Raw genomic sequence first — 17833 nt, 5'->3', positions numbered from 1 at the left:
CATGCATCATCCTTGCCGACTATTGTTTTACCTTCAACCTGAACCGCTGGATCTTACCGGTCTGGGTCTTGGGAAGCGCGTCGGTGAACTTGATCGATCGCGGATATTTATAAGGGGCGATGGTGGCTTTGACATGGTCCTGCAGGAGCTTTCGTTCCAGTTCGCCAGGCTCGATCCCATCGCTCAGGACGACATGTGCCTCGACGATCTGCCCCCGATCCACGTCCGGTATGCCGATGACCGCGCATTCCCTGACATCGGGGTGACAAAGCAACGCCGCCTCAACTTCGGGACCCGCGATGTTGTAGCCAGCGGAGACTATCATGTCGTCCGATCGGGCGGCGAAATGGAAATAGCCGTCTTCGTCCTGGATGAATGAATCTCCGGTCAGGTTCCAGCCGTCGCGCACATAGTCCTTCTGCCGGGGATCATTCAGGTACCGGCATCCCGTCGGGCCACGGACGGCAAGCCGGCCGACCTCGCCACGCGGCAACTCGTTCATATCGGCATCGACGATCCGGGCCTCGTAGCCGGCAACCGGATGCCCGGTCCTGCCCGGCGCGAGATCGTCCAGCCGGTTGGAAATGAAGATATGCAGCATCTCGGTTGCGCCGATGCCGTCCACAATCGGCTTACCGGTCCGTTGCACCCAGGCCTCGAACACCGGCGCGGGAAGGGTTTCACCGGCAGAGACCGCGATCCGCAGCGACGAAAGATTGGCCCCTTCATCGAGCGCGGCGATCATCGCCCTGTAGGCCGTCGGAGCCGTGAATACGATGGTCGCGCCATATTTCTCGATGATCTCGATCATGTTGGCCGGAGAGGCGTGCTCCAGCAGCGTCGCCGTGGCGCCGAAGCGGAGCGGGAAAATGGCAAGTCCGCCAAGGCCGAAGGTGAAGGCGATCGGCGGCGAGCCGACGAAAATGTCCTCGGTCGTGACCTGCAGCACGTCGCGCGCATAACCGTCGGCGATGATCAGCAGGTCCCGATGAAAATGCATCGTCGCCTTCGGCGAGCCGGTGGTGCCCGAGGTGAACCCAAGCAGGGCCACGTCGTCGCGGCCGGTCTCCACCGCATCGAAGACGACCGGCTTGTCGAGCGCCGCGCGGTCGAGTTCTGCGTCGTGATTGGCCGTGCCATCGAAGCCGACGACCTGCTTGAGGAAGCGGCTGTCCTTGGCGCAAGCCACCATCTCGTCCATCAGCCGCGTATCGCATAACGCAAGCGTGATCTCGGCCTTGTCCACGATCTGTGACAGTTCGCCTGATCGCAGCATCGGCATGGTGTTGACCACGACCGCGCCTGCCTTGGTGGCGGCCAGCCAGCACGCCACCATTGCCGGGTTGTTGGCTGAGCGGATCAGTACGCGGTTGCCCGGCCGCAGGCCGTAGTTCTCTACGAGCGCGTGCGCCAGGCGGTTGGTCCAGTCGGACAGTTCCTTGTAGGTCCTGCGGCGACCGTTGCCGATCAGCGCGACATGATCACCGAAGCCGCGCTCGACCTGCCGATCGGTAAGCTCGACCGCGGCATTCAGATGCTCCGGATAGTCGAACCCATCGAGCGGAAGGTCCGGCCATTGATCGCCGGGCGGAAGATTGTCACGCGCGAACGTATCGACATGTGCAGACCGACCAAGCATTCGCAAACCTCCACCCGTCGTGAAATGTGCAATGGAAACGACCAGCCGACGGTGGCACAGGAGTCCAGTTGTTTAAAGCTTAAAATGTTTGGCGCTGATATCACTTCCGTTTGCTGGCGGAAGCGCGACCACGCACGCTTCCGCATAGGCAATATCAGGCCTGATTTTCACCCATGCGGGCGAAGCGGGCCGGATCTGCCCTCTCCAGTCGCAGCGACAGCCCATATCCGACCACGGCGGCGGCCGGGATCAATGCCGGCAGGATGAGCCCGAGCGCGCCGCCGGTGGTGCCGGTGAGGTCGCCAAAATGCAGGAAGATGTAGACGAACAGGGCCGCCATGATCAGCCCCGACAAGGCAGGCAGGACCACAGTCGACAGCGCCGGCGCGCCAGCCTGCTTGTTGCGGAAGAAGACGATCACCGAAAGCGAGGTGACGGTCATCATGCCGAGCACGCCGAGCGTGCCGACCTGGCTGATCCAGGTGAACATGTTGAGCACCGGATCGAGCCCGAGGCCGGCAAAGATCGCCAGCACGATCAGGGCGCCGATCGTCTGCACGACCGAACCGATGTGGGGGCTCTGGTGATCTGCATGGGTGCGCCCGAAGGCGGCGGGCAACAGGCCTTCGCGTCCTGCCACGTAGCTGTATCGGGCGATGTAGTTGTGGAAGGCCGACAACGCGGCAAAGAGGCTCGATACGAGCAAGATGCCGGCAATCGTCGGTATCGGCCCGCCGACATAGCGCCCGGCCAGATCGAAGAAGAGCGCTGAAGGATCGCCATAGCCCTGGATGGTCGGGACCAGTTTGTCGGCACCTATGCCAACGATCATCAGCCAGGTGGTGAACACGAAGAATATGCCGATCATCAGCACCGAAAGATAAGTGGCGCGCGGAATGGTGCTTTCCGGGTCTCGGGCTTCCTCGGCATAGATCGTGGTTGCTTCGAAGCCGATGAAGGAGCCCAGGCAAAACAGGATCGCAGCGGTCAGCGAACCCGAAAACATCGCATTCGGGTCGAAGATATTCAGCGCCAGCCCATTGGCGCCGCCCTTGCCGAGAATTGCAAAGTCGACAATCAGGACAATCAGATATTCGAGCGCGACGGCAACGACCAGGACCTTTGCCGACAGATCAACCTGACGGTAGCCCAAAATGGCGACCAGGACGACGGCGATCAGGCTCCATCCCCACCAGGGCAGGACCAGTCCGAGCTCGCTGAAGACACCGGAGGCGATGCCACCCAGCAGACCGATCAGTCCGAACTGCATGGCGTTGTAGGCGACCAGCGCGACGACCGCCACGGCGCCGGCGGAGCGCCCGCCGAGACCGCGCGCGGCATAGGCGTAGAAGGCGCCGGCATTCGTGACATGCCGCGACATGGCCACGTAACCGGCCGAAAAGGCGAGCATCACCAGCGTCACGAAAATGAAGGTCGCTGGAATACCGGCGCCATTGCCAAGCATGAACGCCAGCGGCATCGCGCCGGCTACGCCGGTCAGCGGAGCCGCCGCCGAGATCACCATGAAGGTCACGGCGATCAGGCCTAGCGAATTCCTGCGAAGTTGATTGCTTCCTGCGGTACTCATTTCTGTCGTTCTCCCTCTCTGTTCCCCATGGCCGATTGACCGGTCCATTGTTTGTTGGTGTCTGTTACGGCTCGGCCGTTTCGTCCGGCCGTCATCCCCCTCCGTTGGCGGCATGCCCGAAGGACCCCCGGCATTTGGCCAGAAACTGCCCGACCCATTCGCTGCGGCCGTTGCCGCGTGGCGTAATCGCCACGACCGCTCCTTCCGGGAAGTCCTCGTCCAGCGGTATGGCGAGGATCTCCTTGCCGTCGGGCGCGGTCCTGGCCTGCGGCGCCTGCGGGACGATCGAATACCCAAGACCCTGCGCGACCAGGCCGCGCACCATGGCGAAGGAAGGCGACTGGAAGCGGATGTGCGGCTGCAGCCCGCCGCGCTTGAACAGGGTGTCCGTGGCCGAGCGCACCGAGGGATAATCCAGCAGGATCATGGGCAGATCAGCCAAATCGCTGAGCCGCAGACTGAATCTGCCGGCCAGCGCGTGGGTGGCGTTCAACAGCACATGCGGAGCCGGAGGGCAGACAAGTTCGGCATCGAGGTCAGGTTCGTTCACCGCCCCGAAAGTGATCGCTGCCTCAATCCTGCCGGCGCGCATCTGCTCGATGAGATCGTCATGGTCGGCTTCCAGAAGGCGGATGTCGACATCCGGCTGCTGGCTGGCGAAGCCGGCGACGAGGCCCGGCACGAATTGCGGTCCAAGCGTGATGAAGAAGCCGATGCTGAGATGGTTCTCCGGGTGTGGCGGCCGATGGTCATCCGGCGCGATCGGGATGGCGCGCCGATAGCCGCGATTGCCATAGACCAGCGGCGAGCGCTGCGCCGAAAGGTCGATGGTCCCGGCCTCGCCGATAAAGAGGAAATGGGTTCCCCACATCAGCGCCGTCTTGAGTTCGCAGTCGAGGGAAACGACGGCGCCATCGATGATCGGCGCGCCAGTCACGCCGGGATGCCAGGCGATCGCGTCGAACCGGTCCTGGTTCAAATGCTTGAGGCGGCCGGAGAAGAGATCCGAGACGAAACTCTGGTTGCCGCTGAGCACATTGGCGCAGAACCGCCTGTTCTTCTTGATCGCCTCGCATGCCGGGCTGAGGTGATGGACGCTGATCAGCAATGAAGGCCGGCTGGTATCGGCGGACACTGACGTCATCGATGAAACGGTCACACCGAAACGACCTGCCTCGCCGTCCGTGGTCACCACGGTGACGGCGGCGGCCACGCGGCTCATGCCTTCGATGAAACGGGCGCGCAGATCGGTATCCATGGTCATTCACCCCAGGTCGAAGAAGCGTTCCAGTTCGACGTCCGGAACCTTGCGGCGGAACTCGTTGTGCTGGCTTTCGCGGGTGGCCGTGAACGCCTCGACAAAGCGTGCGCCCAGCCAGTCCTTGGCGAAGGCGGAGCCGCGCAGCCGGTCGATCGCCTCCGGCATCGAGCGGGCGAAGTCGCGGGCGGGTTGCTGCGCATAACCCGAGCCGATGGTTTCGGGATTAGGCTCGATCTCACCGATGACGCCAGCAACCCCGGCCGCGATGGTTGCGGCGGCGGAGAGGTAGGGATTGGAGTCTGCACCGGGCAGGCGATTTTCCACCCGCAGGGACCCCGCGTCGTGACCGACGAGGCGAAAGCAGGTGGTGCGGTTTTCGAAACCCCATGTCAGGCCGGGTGGCGCGAAGGTGCCGGGGGCGAAACGCCGGTAGCTGTTCACCGTCGGCTGGAAGACCAGCGTCGTGTCGCCGACATAGGCCTGCAGGCCGCCGAGGAAGTGGCGGAAAGTGCGGCTGACGCCGTTCTTCTCCTTCGCGTCCCAGAACAGCGATCTGCCTGTCTTGTCCTTCAGGCTGATGTGCAGGTGGATCGACTGGCTATCCGCCTTTTCGTTCCAGCGCGGCATGAAGGTGACCGACCGGCCCTGCCGCAGCGCCAGCGCGCGGATGAAGTTCTTCAGGAGAACCAGCTGGTCGGCCGGCTCCAGGCCTTCGCCGGCGCCGATGCAAGCCTCCATGAAACCAGCGCCGATCTCCTCGTGCATCTTGGCGAGGTCGATCCTCAGCGGCTCGCACATGGCGGCCACGGCCTCGTACCACTCGGTCTGGACGACCTGGTAAAGGATCAGGTCGTGGCTTGCATGCGCCGTCGCGGTTTTCAGATTGCGGTAGCCCTTGGCCTTCGCGCTCTCCGGCGTCTCGTCGAACAGCGTGTATTCCAGCTCCATTCCGTATTTCGGCACCAGCCCCGCTTCGCCGGCACGGGCAAGAACGGATTTCAGGATCGCGCGGGGGCATATCTGCGCTGAAGCGCCGGTGTAGTTCGACAGCACCAGCAGGTCATGCCCGGCCTTCGACCACGGCAGGCGGCGGGCGGAACCGGGATCGAGCTGCAACGGGTCATCGTGGAAATCACCCTTATCGTCATTGACGCCAGGAATGATGAGCATCGCATCGGTCGGGTCCAGCGCCAGTTGCGCGGGGGCCATGCCCATGCCGTTCTTGGCAATGCCCTTGAGGCTGTTGGCCGAGACCATCTGCCCGCGCAGCAGCCCGTTGGTGTCGGTCATCGCGACCGTGGCAAAGCGGCTGGCCTGGTCGGCCAGGTAATCGTCAAGCGTCATGTTGCACCTGATTGAGGGAATGGGCGCCGATAAGTCGTGCGAGTTCGGCGAGATCGGTCTCGGGCTGTGTCGAATAGGCCTTGAGGAATACCTTGAGGCCGTTGTGCAGATAACGAGCGATCTCGGCGCGCGAGGGAGAGTGGTCCGGCATGTAGAGGGCCTGCGTGCGCGGCGCCGACAGGATCAGGCCCCATAGATCCTGCGCGGCGAGTTCGGCGTCGTCGAAGGCCAGCCGGCCGGCGCGTCGCTGGCCTTCCAGATAATCCATGATGCCGCGCAGCAGGCGGTCCGGCCCCACCTCCTGATAGGCGCGGCCGATCTCCGGAAAGCGTTGCACCTCGCCGATGATGAGCCTTGCCAGCGACAGGAGGTCCGGACGCAGCACGGTGTCGGCGTAGTCCCATGAGAATTCCAGCAGGTCCGCCACCATGCCGCGATCGGAAGGATGTTCGAAGACCGCCAGCATCTGGTCGCGCTCGCCAAGCATCATGGCCGAGAACAGCGCCTCCTTGGACTGGAAGTACTGGTAAAGCGTCGGCTTCGACAAGTTCGCCTCGAGAGCGACGGCATCCATGTTGGCGCCGGAATAGCCCATTTCGGAAAAGACCTTCAGCGCGGCTTCCAGGATGCGCCGCTCGCGCTCGATTTTGTTTTGCTGTCGGCGGGACAAGGCGGTCATCGCGGCAGTTTCCTCAGGAAGTCCAGCAGGATGCGGCTGTAGGCTGCGGGCTGCTCGACATTGCAGACATGGCCGGCATCCGCGATGGTCTCGTAGCGGATGTCTGGCCGAAAGGCCTGGTCGAGTATTCGTCCGGCAACGCCGCGGATCTCCGATGGCGACGCCAGCCGGTCGTGCTCGCCCGTCATCATCAACACCGGCATGGTCAGGCGCGAGAAATCGAAACGCTCGGAGGGATTGGTGAAGCAGACGAGCGCGTCGCGATAGGTGGCGGACGGGATCGCCGCCATCGACCGGAAGAGCTGTTCCTTCACCGCGTCGGAGGCGTTCGGCCCCGCCAGCACTTCCACCACCGTGGGAGCGAAATCGGCCGGCGTCTGGCCGGCATCCAGCGGCACCTTGCGGCTGACACGGAAGGTCTCACGCTCCTCGAGGCTTGCCTCCGACATGCCGGTGCAGCCACCCGAAAGGACCAGCCCCGCCAGCATCTCCGGGTGGCGCATGGCGAAGGAGGTGGCGATCCACGAGCCCAGGGAGAGGCCGACCAGCACCAGCCGATCGGCGCCAAGTTCTTCCTTCACGCGCAGGATGTCGTCGCAGTAGTCCCCTACGGTCGACTGCATTCGCCCGAGCGCGCTGTCGCCGTAGCCGCGCAAGTCGAGTGCCGCCGCGCGCATAACGCCGCCTGCGGCCGCGAGTTGCGGCAGCCAGTTGCCGCGCGAGCCGCCGATGCCGTGCAGGAACAGGCAGAGCGGCCCGTCGCTATCCGTCGTCGTTAGCGCGAGGCGAGGCTCGCCATCGATGACTATGTCCCGCGTGGCGGCAGAGGCGGGCAGGGGCCTTGGCTGCTCCGCCGCGTCGGTAGCGAGCGTTGTCTCCGACAGGGCGGCGATGCCCGCTTCGAAGATCGCCTTCGTGCCCTCGCAAATCGCCTGCAGACGCGGCGACGCGGCTTCGACCCGCGCGCTCCAGCGCAGCGTGCTGCCGCCATGATCGCCGGCGCCAATGGCAATGCGGCCGTCATAGGATTGCGCACCGGCAATGCCTTCGAGATGTGTGTAGGCAAGCGTGCGGTCGCTGTCGCTCAGCCAGGTGAGTTGCTCGCGATAGACGGTACCCTCCCCATGGGCGGTAAAGGCGCGGACCAGCGTGCCGCGTGCGTCGTGCTCGGCGTAGATGGTGGCGATGGCCGGGTGCCATTGTCCGCAGAAATCCGAAACGACGGACCACACCGCCTCCGGCGAGGCGGCTGAGACGCCGACGACCTCGACCGTTTCGCGCGCCATTGGCGTCTACCGGGCCGACCGCGCGGCGCCGTGCTCGCCGCGCCACAGCGACATACGGGCGCCGCCTTCATCGCCAGGGGCGGAGTCGATCTCGTCCATCTCGTAGAGCGCCAGTACCGAGAGGTAGTCCTCCATGATCTCGGATGTGAAGGGCAGCATCAGCGCGCCGCAACGGCTGTCTCGGTACATACGCTCCAGCGGCAGCGATTTCAGCATCGACTGGCCGCCGCAGGTGCGGATGGCCATCGACGTCATCTCGGCCGCGCCTTCCATGACGTTGTATTGCGCGGCGTACATGCGCAGCACCTCGCCCTTGGTCGGAAAGCCTTTCGACTCGCCGAAAGCCTGCCACCACAGCGCGCGCATGTTCGCCAGCCGGGCGTACATCTTGCCCACCGCGATACGCTTGGTCGCATACATGCGCCGATCTATCGGTGGCTGGCCGGGCACCTTGCCCTTGAGATAGTCGACCATGAAGTCGAAGGCGCCCTGCGCGACACCCATATAGGTGGGCGAAAGGGTCACCATCATGTGAGGCCAGTTGGGCAGCGTCTTGCCGAAGATGCCCCGCGGCATCAACAGGTCCAATTCGGTGACGAAGACGTCCTTGAGGATGAGGTCGCGGCTGTTGGTGCCGCGCATGCCGAGCGGATCCCAGTCGCCCTTGACGCTGAGGCCCGGCGCATCCTTGTGGACGACGAACAGCATGGTGTCCTCGTGGCGCGGCTCCCGGCCCTCGAACACCTCGGTGCAAACGATGGTGTAGTAGTCGCAATAGCCGGCCAGCGAGGCGAATTTCTTGAAGCCGTTGATCTTCCAGCCGCCGTCGACCTTGCGGCACTGCGTCTGGTTCGGCTTCGAGGTCCAGTTCTGGCCACCCTCGGAGATAGGCTGCGAATAGATCGCCTTTTCGGCGATGGCGCGGCGGAACTGGCGCTCGCGCAGCGGCGCGAATGCCGCCTTCTCCTGGGGCGTCAGGTTCGGCATATCGAACATGAAACGCGACCAAGCCATGGACGAGTTGTGCATGTTGAAGGTCAGTGCGGTGGCGCCGCAGTATTTGCCGATCTCGGCGCCGACCATGGCATACTCGAACATCGAGAAGCCCCAGCCACCGAATTCCTCCGGGATGCAGAGCCCGAGAAAGCCGTCAGCCGCCAAATCCTTGTAGTTCTCGACCGGGAAGGAGGCGTCATCGTCGATCCCCTTGGCGCGCGACGCGAATTTATCGCGGCCAAGCTCGTTGACCAGCCGCAGCTTGGCTTGCACCTGCGGGCGGATGCGGGAGAGGTCGTAGTAATCGGCAATGTCGCTCATGGTCTTCTCCGAGGGGCGTCAGGACGCCAGTTCGCCTTGCAGGAGGCCGTCCTTGACGACGACGTTCCCGTCCAGAGTTATCGTGCAGTTGCGCATCGGCAGGTCGAAATGACCGAGCGTATAGCGGCCGGCATACTGGTTGGCGCCTGTAGACCACAGGAACGATCCCGCCAGCGCGCGGAACTCCACCGCCTGCATGTCACGCTTGTCGTACATGGCGGCCGAGACCCAGCGGGCGCGCGGATGCATACCCCAGCCGACATGGCTCATGCCGTAGGCGTTGCGGTCGTTCCAGGCTTCCATGTATTCGCGAAAATGGATGGCATCGACGCCGTCGCCGTTGATGGCGGTGACGAAGTCGTCCTCGATGGTGAAGTCGATGCGGCTGGTGAGCGTCGTCTTGAACGTAAGGTTCATGTCGCCCACGTCCATGACGATCCGGCCGTTGACGCAGTTCTTTCCGGGAAAGGCGAGGCAAAGCCCGCCCGGCCAGTGCGCCACCGCGCCGGGCGTGGTGCCGAAGCCCGGCGTACCGCCGCAGGGTGCGTTGCGCAGATCGATGACGAGATCGGTACCGGCCGGCGAGGTGACGCGCATCTCGCCCGCCTCGCGCAGCATCTGCACGCCGAGCGCCACCTTCGGGCCGAGTTCGGCCGTCGGCTCGGTGCGCTCGAGAATTTCAGGATGTTCGTTCGTGACGACCAGGAGGCGGGTTCGTCCTGCCGCCTCGATCTCGGGCCATTCCGGGGCATGGATCAGCCCCTCGACCGTGCAGTCGACGATCACCTCGCAGAGCTTCAGCGCCTCGATCACGGCGCGGTTGCCCTGGATCGCCCAGGACGTGCCGGTGGACTTCACCGGCACCGGCGCCGTTTGGCGCGGCGTCGGCATCTGGATCATGCAGAATTCGGCACCGAGATCGTGCAGGGCGAGTTCCGACAGGTGGACCAGCACCGGACGCGACTGCGTCTCAGACAGGATCGCCACCCTTGTCCCTTTGCCGATAGCATTTAGCACGAAGACGCGGCGGAAGCAGTCCAGCCACCGTCCTTCGATGCGCTCTTGCAGCATCGTTAAACTCCCATTGACGATCCGGCTTGTTTCGGATTTCTTTACTTGTCAGTTAAGTTTTCACGTTCGCATAAGCCTGTCAATGAAATTTTCGAAGATTCTTCTTTTTTCGAGAATAATGACGTGTCACAGGAATCCGGGCTAACCAACGCGGTCAGGCGGTGGGACGGGCATCGCGGAAATCCGGACTGCATTGCCGACTGGTAACCGGGGTCTATCTTAGATCCAGGGGCCTAGACTGAACCTGCGCTCTCAATACCTGCCGGAGAGCAGTTCCCCGGCGCCGGGTGACGCGGCGAGCAGTCCAAGCCGTGACATCATCTGATAGCTGGTACAGACAGAGGCACTGACAACGGGAAGGCCCAGCGCCTTCTGGAGTTCGTCGATCACCGGTAAGGAAGGCATCTGCACGCAGGCGGACGCAACAAACGCGTCGATCCCGGTTGTGTCGACCCTCTTGTAGATATCGAGCAGGTTGTTCGGATCGTGCCTGCCGACTTCGAGGTTGTCGGGAATTTCGAGGGCGACGAAGTCCTTCACCGCTATTCCCTCATGCTCAATGTAGTCGACCACCAGCTGGGTAAGCGGCTTCATGTAAGGGCATATCACCGAGATCTTCTTCGCCCCGAGCACCTTGAGGCCGTCGACGAGCGCACCTGCACTCGTGACAACTGGAGCAGGAGCGCCGTTCTCCGCTGTGCGCATATGCAGCCGCGCTTCCGAGGTGCGGTGATAACCCTTGCCCATGCTCATGATCGCGACCAGACAGGCATAGCCGAGGACGTCGACGCGCGCGTCGGAAAGCTCGATCGCGCAGCGGTCGCTGTCACGATTCATGGCCTCGAGCTCTTCCTTGACCACCTTCTTCATCCGCATCCGGCTGGAATGGAAAGTGAAACGTTCAGGCAGGAATATTTCCCTCGTGCGGAAAATCGCCGGGATTTCCGTCTCCATTGTGGTGTTGGAGGAAGGCACGATCTGCCCGATGCGAAAAGTGCTTGCCATGCTGGATCCGCTCCGTCTGACTGCTGTAACTGGTAGGCTTCGGCTTATGCCGAATGGGCCTGGCTGTGCCGTTTCGATCAAGCCGGCGTCGTCGCTGTCGAAGGTCTGCACCCTTTCGGTCAGGGAAATCGGTTCCAGCCTGCGGCGGCTTACCCGCAGGTCGAAAACGTCGAACCGGTTGTAGTGGCCGACTATGTCATGCATCTGCTTCGGCTGGATGCAGCGTCCGAGATCAATCTCGGCGTAAACGATTCCTTCTTCGTCGATCAGCGGCTCGCCAACCACGCGTCCGTCCGGGCCGATCACCCCAGAGAAGGCGCTGGACTTGCGCTGCAGGCGCGCCCTTGCATCCGGAACGACACCTTCCATTGCGGCTATGATTTCTTCCGAGACGGTCGAACAGGAAACGATCGTAAACACCTTGCCTTCGAACGAGTGGGCCATGGCGCGCAGCTTTATGGCCTCCGCCATGTCGTAGTCGGGCGGCGCAACGGGCAGCGAAATGTAGCTGGCGACGTGAACCAGTTCGCCTTGGGCGAGAAGGGTGAAGCGCGCAAGGGTGTTCGTGTTCTCGCCGCAAGCAAGCGCGCCGAGTGGCCCGATTGCAGTGTCGTGGACTTTCAGGCCGGCTCCATCGCCGGGCGCCCAGGTCAACTTTTCGGCCCAGGTCGGCATCAATTTGCGGTGCTTGCCAAGCAGCGTTCCATCCGGGCCGATGGTCAAAAGGGTGTTGTAGAGAGTTCCAATCGAACTCGTGCTGCGCTCGTTGATGCCGATCACGACGTGGATGCCGGCTTCGCGTGCCGCACTGCGCAGGATTTCGACTTCCGGACCGGGCTCGGTAATGGCGGCGCGCGCCAGTTTGTCGAACCAGGCTCCGCCGGTCACCGGATCGGTGATCCAGCTCCAGTACGGATAGGCCGGGATGAACACCTCCGGGAAGGCGATGAGATCCGCGCCGTTGGCCCTTGCCTCGCGGATCAGGGAGACGGCCTTCTCGATCGTCGCCGGCGTATCGAGAAAAACGGGTGCGGCTTGCACCGCCGCGGCAACGAACTTTGGTAGCTTCAGCATGGCAACTCTCCTGCTCTCATCGAGCCACCAGGCGGGCTGTCTTGGACGCCAGAGGCCTTCTGATCGCTCAGATCCGGGACCAACCGCACGACGGCTGTCTTGAACGGCGTGGGCACGTGTCTACTCGGGCGTCGCGTCCACCACGGGGTGTCGCAGCGTGCCGATCCCTTCGACCGAGGCCACGACCACGTCGCCTGGCCACATCCATTCCTGTGGATCACGCCCGGCGCCGACACCTTCCGGCGTGCCGCTGGCGATGATGTCGCCGGGCTCCAGCGTGATCGCCGACGAGATGTCGGCGATCAGGTGATCGACCTTGAACAGCATGTGGCGGGTGTTGGACCGCTGTTTCTCGACCCCGTTGAGCGTCAGCCACAGGTCGAGCACCTGCGGGTCCGGGATCTCGTCGGCCGTCACGATGCACGGCCCGAACGGCGCGTACGTGTCCTGACCCTTGGAGAAGATCCATTGACCGGCGCGCCGGTTGTCGCGCGCCGAAACGTCGATCATCACCGAATAGCCGAAGACGTGGCTTAGCGCGTCCTCCTTGCGCACGCGGCGGGCGGTGGTGCCGATGATGACGGCAAGTTCCACCTCCCAATCGAGCTGCTGCGTCATCTTCTTGTTGTGCTCGATGCCGTCGCCAGGCCCGATCACCGTGGTCGGCGGCTTCGAGAAGACGACCGGCTGCTTCGGCAGGTCTTTTGACGTGTCGAGCGACTTCGCGCTCTCCGCGACATGCTCGATATAGTTCAGGCCGATGCCGAAGATGTTCTTGCGCGGTCGGGGAATGGGCGCCAGCAGCCTTACATTGTCCACCGCGGTGGCGGTTCCGGCCGGGAAGCGCCCCGCTGCCCTGCCGAGGCAGTCGCGAAGCGTCTCCAGTCCGCCGCGCCCGGCATCGATCAGGCCGAGCATGGTGTCGGGCAGGATCGTGCCTTGCGCCGTGGCGAGCGCCCCCACATCCACCACCAAATTGTCGACGAGGACGCCGAGCCTTGCCGCCGCTTCGACCGAGGCGCGATAGGTCACAAGTTTCATGATCTTTCCTTCAAAGGAGCGGCTGCAGGCCGCCATTGTCGCCGAATGCCTGCTCGCGGTAGAGCCCGAGCGCCCGCATCACCGGCAGGTCGGACAGGCAGAACAGGCAGGCGGCCTCGCGATCCGAGCCGTTGGCATGCTCGTGCCAGGCCCAGGAAGGCACGCAGAAGATGTCGTGCTCCTGCCAATCGTAGCGGCGGCCGTTGATGATCGAATGACCGTTGCCCTTCGCCACATGGTAGAGGCCGCTGCCCGTGTGCCGGTGCGCCTTTGTGTGCTCGCCGGGACGCAGCATCTGCATCGATGCGCCGAGCGTCTGCATGACCGGGCCGTTCGTCACCGGGTTCACATACTCCATCAGCACGCCGTCGAAGGGCGAGCCATCGGTGCAACCCGCGTATCTCGTCAGCGCTTCGTAGGTCGGCGCCCATTCGTATTTGAACATTGGGCTGTAGCCCTTGGCCCAGTTCTCGCCCATCGGCCTGAGACCTGCATTTCCCCAGGTCTTGGTCATGTCGTCGACCGCGTAACCGACCGCCTGGCTGAGATCTGGATGGACCTCATAGAAATTGGCTTCCATGGCGTTGACGAAAGGGATGTCCAGGCCGTCCTGCCAGATGCAGGGTGAGCCGGTCGCCTCCACGCCGTGCTCGTGCCAAGTGCCGTTGGGCGTCAGCACGAAGTCGTTCGCGCCGAGCGTCATTTTGTGTCCGTCCACCACCGTATAGGCGCCCGAACCCTCCATGATGAAGCGGATTGCCGAGGCCGAGTGGCGGTGGGCCGACGCGACCTCGCCAGGATTCATCACCTGCAGCCCACCATAGATCCAGCCGACCGCGGCGGCCACGTCGGTGCGCCCCGGATTGTTCAGATAGACCACCCGCCGTCCGGCCTTTTCCGGTGTGACAAGTTCGACCGAGCGAAGGACATGCGCGCGCAGGTCGCGATAGCGCCAGACCACCGGCACCGACTGCGACTTCGGCTCCCAGGGCTCGATCTTGTTGGCGACGGTCCACAGCGCGCCTGCCTTGTGGCGCGCCAGCTCGTCGTAATAGGCAAGCAATTCCGGCGTGTCCTCGACGTTCGCCCGGCCGACGACATCCTCGCGATGGTTTTCGCGCTCCTGTGCCATGGGATCCTCCTGCTTGTAGCCCGTTAGTCTAGCATGACGTCTAGGATTTTCGATTGCAACAGAAATTTTCGAAAATAAATGAAATTGCCGACGCGTTACTCTATAAGGTAAGGCTGTACGGGCGAGGAAACCTGAATGACGCTTGCCGAAAAAGCCTACGATGCCCTGCGCCACGACATCATACGCGGCGAACTTCCGCCTGGCCGACCGTTGCGACTTGCCGACCTGGGCGAGCGCTACGGCATGGGCTTCTCGCCTCTGCGCGAGGCACTGAACCGCCTCCAGGCCGAATGCCTGGTGACGGCCGAATCGCTGCGCGGCTTCCGTGTAGCGCCGTTGTCGCTCGACGAGCTGCACGACGCCACGTCACTGCGCATCGTCATCGAGACGGAAGCGCTCAAGGCATCAATCAAGAACGGCGACGACGCCTGGGCGTCGGGCATCGTGTCCTCGCTCTACGCCTTGAATGTGCAGGCGGCGCGAACGGGCCCCGAAGCCGATATCTGGACCCTCGAAAAGCGGCACCACGCGTTCCACCGCGCCTTGCTGGCCGGTTGCAATTCGCCCTGGACGCTGGAATTCTTCGAACGGCTCTATGCAGCGACCGAGCGCTATCGCATTCCGGTTCTGCTTGCGTCCGCGCTGCCGGTTGGCCGCGATGTCCAGGCCGAGCACAGCGCACTCGCGCAAGCGACGCTCGACAGGGACGCGGCGAAGGCCTCTGCTCTGCTGAGAGAGCACTACCTCAGAACGGTGGAGCATCTTGCGGCGGCTATTAACAGCTGAAACTGAGCTGGCCAGGAATCCATCGCGTCGGCTACTTCCATGCAGCGAAAGCCATGACCGCGATGGTCGTGCAACGAATTGGCGCGGCACTCCTCATCGCGTTGGGCGTGGGCCACCATCTTCCAAGCGTCTAGGATGCTTGACTGGATCACGCAGGCGCTTTGGGCCGCGGTGCCGCTCACGATGGGCGCGCAGGTTCGACGCTTGTCTGGTTTATTCGGCGAAAAATTGGCAGGGAGACGCCAGCACCATGATGCACTCGGACCAGGTCCATATCGATGCCGATATCGTTCGCGAGATGATCTTCGACCAGTTCCCAGAGTATCGCCACGAGCGGATCGTGCAGCTTGGCGCGATTGGTACGGTCAATGCAATCTTCAGGATTGGATCGAAGCGGCAAGATTCCCCCTGCGCGCAATGGAGCCAGTCGAGTGCGCCAATATGCTACGCAACGAAGCCGCGGCCATGACGGAGTTTGCTGCGCATTCCCCGTTTGCCTGTCCTCGACCGATCGGGATTGGTCAACCGGGTCCGCTCTATCCGTTGCCGTGGGCAATGCAGAGTTGGATAGAAGGTGACGTTGCCACGCACGATGGGCTTGCTGCCTCTACGACCTTCGCACTCGACATTGCCAAACTGATTGCGTCGCTACGAGCAGCGGACACGCATGGCCGTCGTTTTGATGGGCAAGGGAGGGGCGGCAGCCTTCCTGACCACGACGACTGGATGTCGATCTGTTTCAAGAACAGCGAGGGTCTCCTGGACGTGTCTCGGCTCCGTCGCATATGGGCTCGGCTGCGTGAACTGCCGCCGTCCGGTCTCGACGTTATGAGCCACCGCGATCTTATTCCGGCCAACCTCCTCGTGCGTGGTGACCGCCTTGTTGGTGTGCTCGACAGCGGCAGTTTCGGACCGGCCGACCCGGCCTTGGATCTTGTTGCCGCATGGCATCTCTTCGATAGCAGTCGGCGCGAAGCCGTGCGTTCCCATCTTGGATCAAGCCAAGTCGAGTGGCAGCGCGGAGCGGCATGGGCCTTCCAGCAGGCAATGGGCTTGGTCTGGTACTACCGGGGCACCAACCCCGCCATGAGTGCCCTTGGCCGCTCGACGCTCTCCCGCATCATCGACGACCTGGAAATCTGATCCGAACCTGGGCGTCGGTCGGTCGGAAATGCCTCGCGCGCATGAGCCCAAGTTCCTTCACAAGCGCAGGGAACCGGCGTAGCGGCAGATCATGACCGCTCGTGGATCAAAGCGGCGTGGCCGACCAACAAATGACGCGCGCCGGAAAGCTGACGCATCCTTCGACCGTGACCACGGCCGTCTCCACCAATTCCGGCTATGATTTTGAGGCGACCGCTATCGATCGTTCTCGCGACGCCTTTGGAGAGCTTCTCTTACCGCGCGCACGATGTCAGCGTTGTCGGGAAAGTATCCCCTACGCCTCGATGTCACGACCTGACCGGCAACCGCGACTTGGAATACGCCCCCTTTGCCAGCGTTCAACTCCACGGGAAGACCGAGTTCATCAGTCAAGCTCCTGGCAGCCCGGGTGGCGCGGCTCTCATATCCGCACGGCCCGCAATAGGTGATGGTGATCCCCTGGCAGGGCTCGACTTCAGCCGTTCCATGACCGGCAGAATGCTCGGCACCCACGATCAGATCTAAGACGCCAGCAGCGATTGCGTCGGGTTCATCTTCCTGGAGGTAGTGCAGGCCCGAGTTCAGTTTGATCAAGCGGCAGTTCCTGAGCCCAGCCGCAAACGCTTCGGCATGGGCAGGCGAAACGAGAGCGCCCGGGTTGCCGGCAAACAGCACCTTCGGATAGTCCGATGCCCGCAATGCGGCGTGTGCCTCGTCCAGCGTATGCCAGACGTCCGCCGGCTCGCCCGCAATCGGCAACTCGTTCGGAAGGCGCCAGGTCGGGGTGCGCGACTTGGGCGTCGCAAAGGGGGCGCGGTAGATTTCCATCTCCTGCACATTAAGCCCCCGCTGGACGGACCCGGGAAGCACGCGCTCGACGAACGCGTTCTGTCCGAGAATCATGTCCTCGCCGATTCCCGGCGTGCGGAACTTTCTGAACGTATCCCGCGCGACCTCGCTCTGATGGAAATCGTTCCATGTCGGGATTGGCCGGATAAACTCCATGAAAGCCAATCCCTTCACGATGTCGGGCCGCCGGGCCGCCAGTTCGAAGGCCAGAGCTGTGCCCCAATCCTGCGCGACGATGTAAGCGGCCTCGATTCCCATAACCTCGAGGAATGCATCGAGATAGGCCACGTGATCGAAGAACCGATAGCCGATTTCGGGCTTGCCGGACTGGCCGAACCCGATCAGGTCGGGCGCGATACAGCGTGCCGATCCCGCCACGATCGGAAGGATGTGACGCCAAATGAAGGAGGAGGTTGGGTTGCCGTGGAGAAACAGGGCCACCGGCAATCCGGGCTCACCAGCCTCCCGATAGGCCATGGTCGAATCGAGCACGCGAACTGCGGGTAGTGTCTGGTCGGATGACATTATTCCCTCCCCTAAAGCTCATATGGCGATACAATACGTACGTACGTATTAAAGTCAATACAGCTTGACAAAAATACGGTCGTACGTAGTTTG

The 17833-nt window shown here is 63.0% G+C and carries 15 protein-coding genes and 2 pseudogenes; 2 read left to right on the top strand and 15 right to left on the bottom strand.

The genetic code is table 11. The features are described 5' to 3' along the window. Positions 1–19: 19 nt before the first annotated feature. The 12 genes and pseudogenes from EJ073_RS13605 to EJ073_RS13550 all read right to left on the bottom strand — a co-directional run bounded on the left by EJ073_RS13605 (position 20) and on the right by EJ073_RS13550 (position 14437). Complete coding sequence (locus tag EJ073_RS13605) at positions 20–1639, bottom strand: AMP-binding protein (protein WP_126056188.1); 1620 nt, start codon at positions 1637–1639, stop codon at positions 20–22. 154 nt (positions 1640–1793) lie between these two features. Next, positions 1794–3227, bottom strand: a complete 1434-nt coding sequence (locus tag EJ073_RS13600) for an APC family permease (protein ID WP_126056187.1) — start codon at positions 3225–3227, stop codon at positions 1794–1796. A 91-nt stretch (positions 3228–3318) separates the two neighbouring features. Beyond that, positions 3319–4485, bottom strand: coding sequence for a LysR substrate-binding domain-containing protein (locus EJ073_RS13595; RefSeq protein WP_190233854.1), 1167 nt, complete (start codon positions 4483–4485; stop codon positions 3319–3321). A 6-nt stretch (positions 4486–4491) separates the two neighbouring features. After that, the gene (locus tag EJ073_RS13590; protein WP_126056185.1) at positions 4492–5832 is read right to left on the bottom strand and encodes a glutamine synthetase family protein; all 1341 of its coding nucleotides are present in this window, start codon (positions 5830–5832) and stop codon (positions 4492–4494) included. After that, positions 5822–6511 (bottom strand): TetR/AcrR family transcriptional regulator, encoded by a 690-nt coding sequence (locus EJ073_RS13585; protein WP_126056184.1) that lies wholly within the window; start codon positions 6509–6511, stop codon positions 5822–5824. The genes EJ073_RS13590 and EJ073_RS13585 overlap by 11 nt, the downstream gene beginning before the upstream one ends. Continuing rightward, positions 6508–7797 carry an alpha/beta fold hydrolase gene (locus EJ073_RS13580; protein WP_126056183.1) on the bottom strand — a complete coding sequence of 430 codons (1290 nt, stop codon included), beginning with the start codon at positions 7795–7797 and terminating at the stop codon, positions 6508–6510. The genes EJ073_RS13585 and EJ073_RS13580 overlap by 4 nt, the downstream gene beginning before the upstream one ends. Before the next feature lie 6 nt (positions 7798–7803). Then, positions 7804–9114: an acyl-CoA dehydrogenase family protein gene (locus tag EJ073_RS13575; protein WP_126056182.1), complete on the bottom strand. Its 1311-nt coding sequence runs from the start codon at positions 9112–9114 to the stop codon at positions 7804–7806. An 18-nt stretch (positions 9115–9132) separates the two neighbouring features. After that, a complete protein-coding gene (locus EJ073_RS13570) occupies positions 9133–10185 on the bottom strand; it encodes a peptidase M29 (protein ID WP_126056181.1) in 1053 nt (350 codons plus the stop codon). A 252-nt stretch (positions 10186–10437) separates the two neighbouring features. After that, on the bottom strand, positions 10438–11190 hold the full coding sequence (locus EJ073_RS13565; protein ID WP_126059213.1) for an Asp/Glu racemase: 753 nt from the start codon (positions 11188–11190) through the stop codon (positions 10438–10440). Between the two features lie 273 nt (positions 11191–11463). Beyond that, positions 11464–12264 (bottom strand): annotated as a pseudogene (locus EJ073_RS13560) (carbon-nitrogen hydrolase family protein); the annotation flags it as partial. 120 nt (positions 12265–12384) lie between these two features. After that, positions 12385–13305: a fumarylacetoacetate hydrolase family protein gene (locus EJ073_RS13555; protein WP_126056180.1), complete on the bottom strand. Its 921-nt coding sequence runs from the start codon at positions 13303–13305 to the stop codon at positions 12385–12387. A gap of 10 nt (positions 13306–13315) precedes the next feature. Continuing rightward, positions 13316–14437: a cupin domain-containing protein gene (locus EJ073_RS13550; protein WP_126056179.1), complete on the bottom strand. Its 1122-nt coding sequence runs from the start codon at positions 14435–14437 to the stop codon at positions 13316–13318. Between the two features lie 135 nt (positions 14438–14572). Between EJ073_RS13550 and EJ073_RS13545 the strand changes: the two genes are divergently transcribed. After that, positions 14573–15223 (top strand): GntR family transcriptional regulator, encoded by a 651-nt coding sequence (locus tag EJ073_RS13545; RefSeq protein WP_126056178.1) that lies wholly within the window; start codon positions 14573–14575, stop codon positions 15221–15223. A 178-nt stretch (positions 15224–15401) separates the two neighbouring features. Here EJ073_RS13545 and EJ073_RS32095 read toward each other — a convergent pair whose 3' ends face one another. Then, on the bottom strand, positions 15402–15623 hold the full coding sequence (locus EJ073_RS32095; RefSeq protein WP_245455571.1) for a hypothetical protein: 222 nt from the start codon (positions 15621–15623) through the stop codon (positions 15402–15404). 41 nt (positions 15624–15664) lie between these two features. Here EJ073_RS32095 and EJ073_RS13540 point away from each other — a divergent pair, with 41 nt between their 5' ends. Beyond that, positions 15665–16366, top strand: a complete 702-nt coding sequence (locus tag EJ073_RS13540; RefSeq protein ID WP_245455569.1) for a phosphotransferase — start codon at positions 15665–15667, stop codon at positions 16364–16366. 216 nt (positions 16367–16582) lie between these two features. Here the strand turns inward: EJ073_RS13540 and EJ073_RS31845 are convergent, their stop codons facing one another. Beyond that, on the bottom strand, positions 16583–16879 hold the full coding sequence (locus tag EJ073_RS31845) for an Rdx family protein (protein WP_245455720.1): 297 nt from the start codon (positions 16877–16879) through the stop codon (positions 16583–16585). 24 nt (positions 16880–16903) lie between these two features. Further along, positions 16904–17740 (bottom strand): annotated as a pseudogene (locus EJ073_RS13535) (haloalkane dehalogenase); the annotation flags it as partial. Positions 17741–17833 lie beyond the last annotated feature (93 nt).

This window comes from Mesorhizobium sp. M4B.F.Ca.ET.058.02.1.1, from assembly GCF_003952505.1.
In the GTDB taxonomy this organism is placed as follows: Bacteria; Pseudomonadota; Alphaproteobacteria; order Rhizobiales; family Rhizobiaceae; genus Mesorhizobium.
This window is presented reverse-complemented; position numbering and strand designations above follow the sequence as displayed.

Coding starts and splice junctions, on each gene's coding strand:
- EJ073_RS13605 (WP_126056188.1), bottom strand. CDS start 1,639: ATGCTTGGTCGGTCTGCACATGTCGATACGTTCGCGCGTGACAATCTT.
- EJ073_RS13600 (WP_126056187.1), bottom strand. CDS start 3,227: ATGAGTACCGCAGGAAGCAATCAACTTCGCAGGAATTCGCTAGGCCTG.
- EJ073_RS13595 (WP_190233854.1), bottom strand. CDS start 4,485: ATGGATACCGATCTGCGCGCCCGTTTCATCGAAGGCATGAGCCGCGTG.
- EJ073_RS13590 (WP_126056185.1), bottom strand. CDS start 5,832: ATGACGCTTGACGATTACCTGGCCGACCAGGCCAGCCGCTTTGCCACG.
- EJ073_RS13585 (WP_126056184.1), bottom strand. CDS start 6,511: ATGACCGCCTTGTCCCGCCGACAGCAAAACAAAATCGAGCGCGAGCGG.
- EJ073_RS13580 (WP_126056183.1), bottom strand. CDS start 7,797: ATGGCGCGCGAAACGGTCGAGGTCGTCGGCGTCTCAGCCGCCTCGCCG.
- EJ073_RS13575 (WP_126056182.1), bottom strand. CDS start 9,114: ATGAGCGACATTGCCGATTACTACGACCTCTCCCGCATCCGCCCGCAG.
- EJ073_RS13570 (WP_126056181.1), bottom strand. CDS start 10,185: ATGCTGCAAGAGCGCATCGAAGGACGGTGGCTGGACTGCTTCCGCCGC.
- EJ073_RS13565 (WP_126059213.1), bottom strand. CDS start 11,190: ATGGCAAGCACTTTTCGCATCGGGCAGATCGTGCCTTCCTCCAACACC.
- EJ073_RS13555 (WP_126056180.1), bottom strand. CDS start 13,305: ATGAAACTTGTGACCTATCGCGCCTCGGTCGAAGCGGCGGCAAGGCTC.
- EJ073_RS13550 (WP_126056179.1), bottom strand. CDS start 14,437: ATGGCACAGGAGCGCGAAAACCATCGCGAGGATGTCGTCGGCCGGGCG.
- EJ073_RS13545 (WP_126056178.1), top strand. CDS start 14,573: ATGACGCTTGCCGAAAAAGCCTACGATGCCCTGCGCCACGACATCATA.
- EJ073_RS13540 (WP_245455569.1), top strand. CDS start 15,665: ATGCTACGCAACGAAGCCGCGGCCATGACGGAGTTTGCTGCGCATTCC.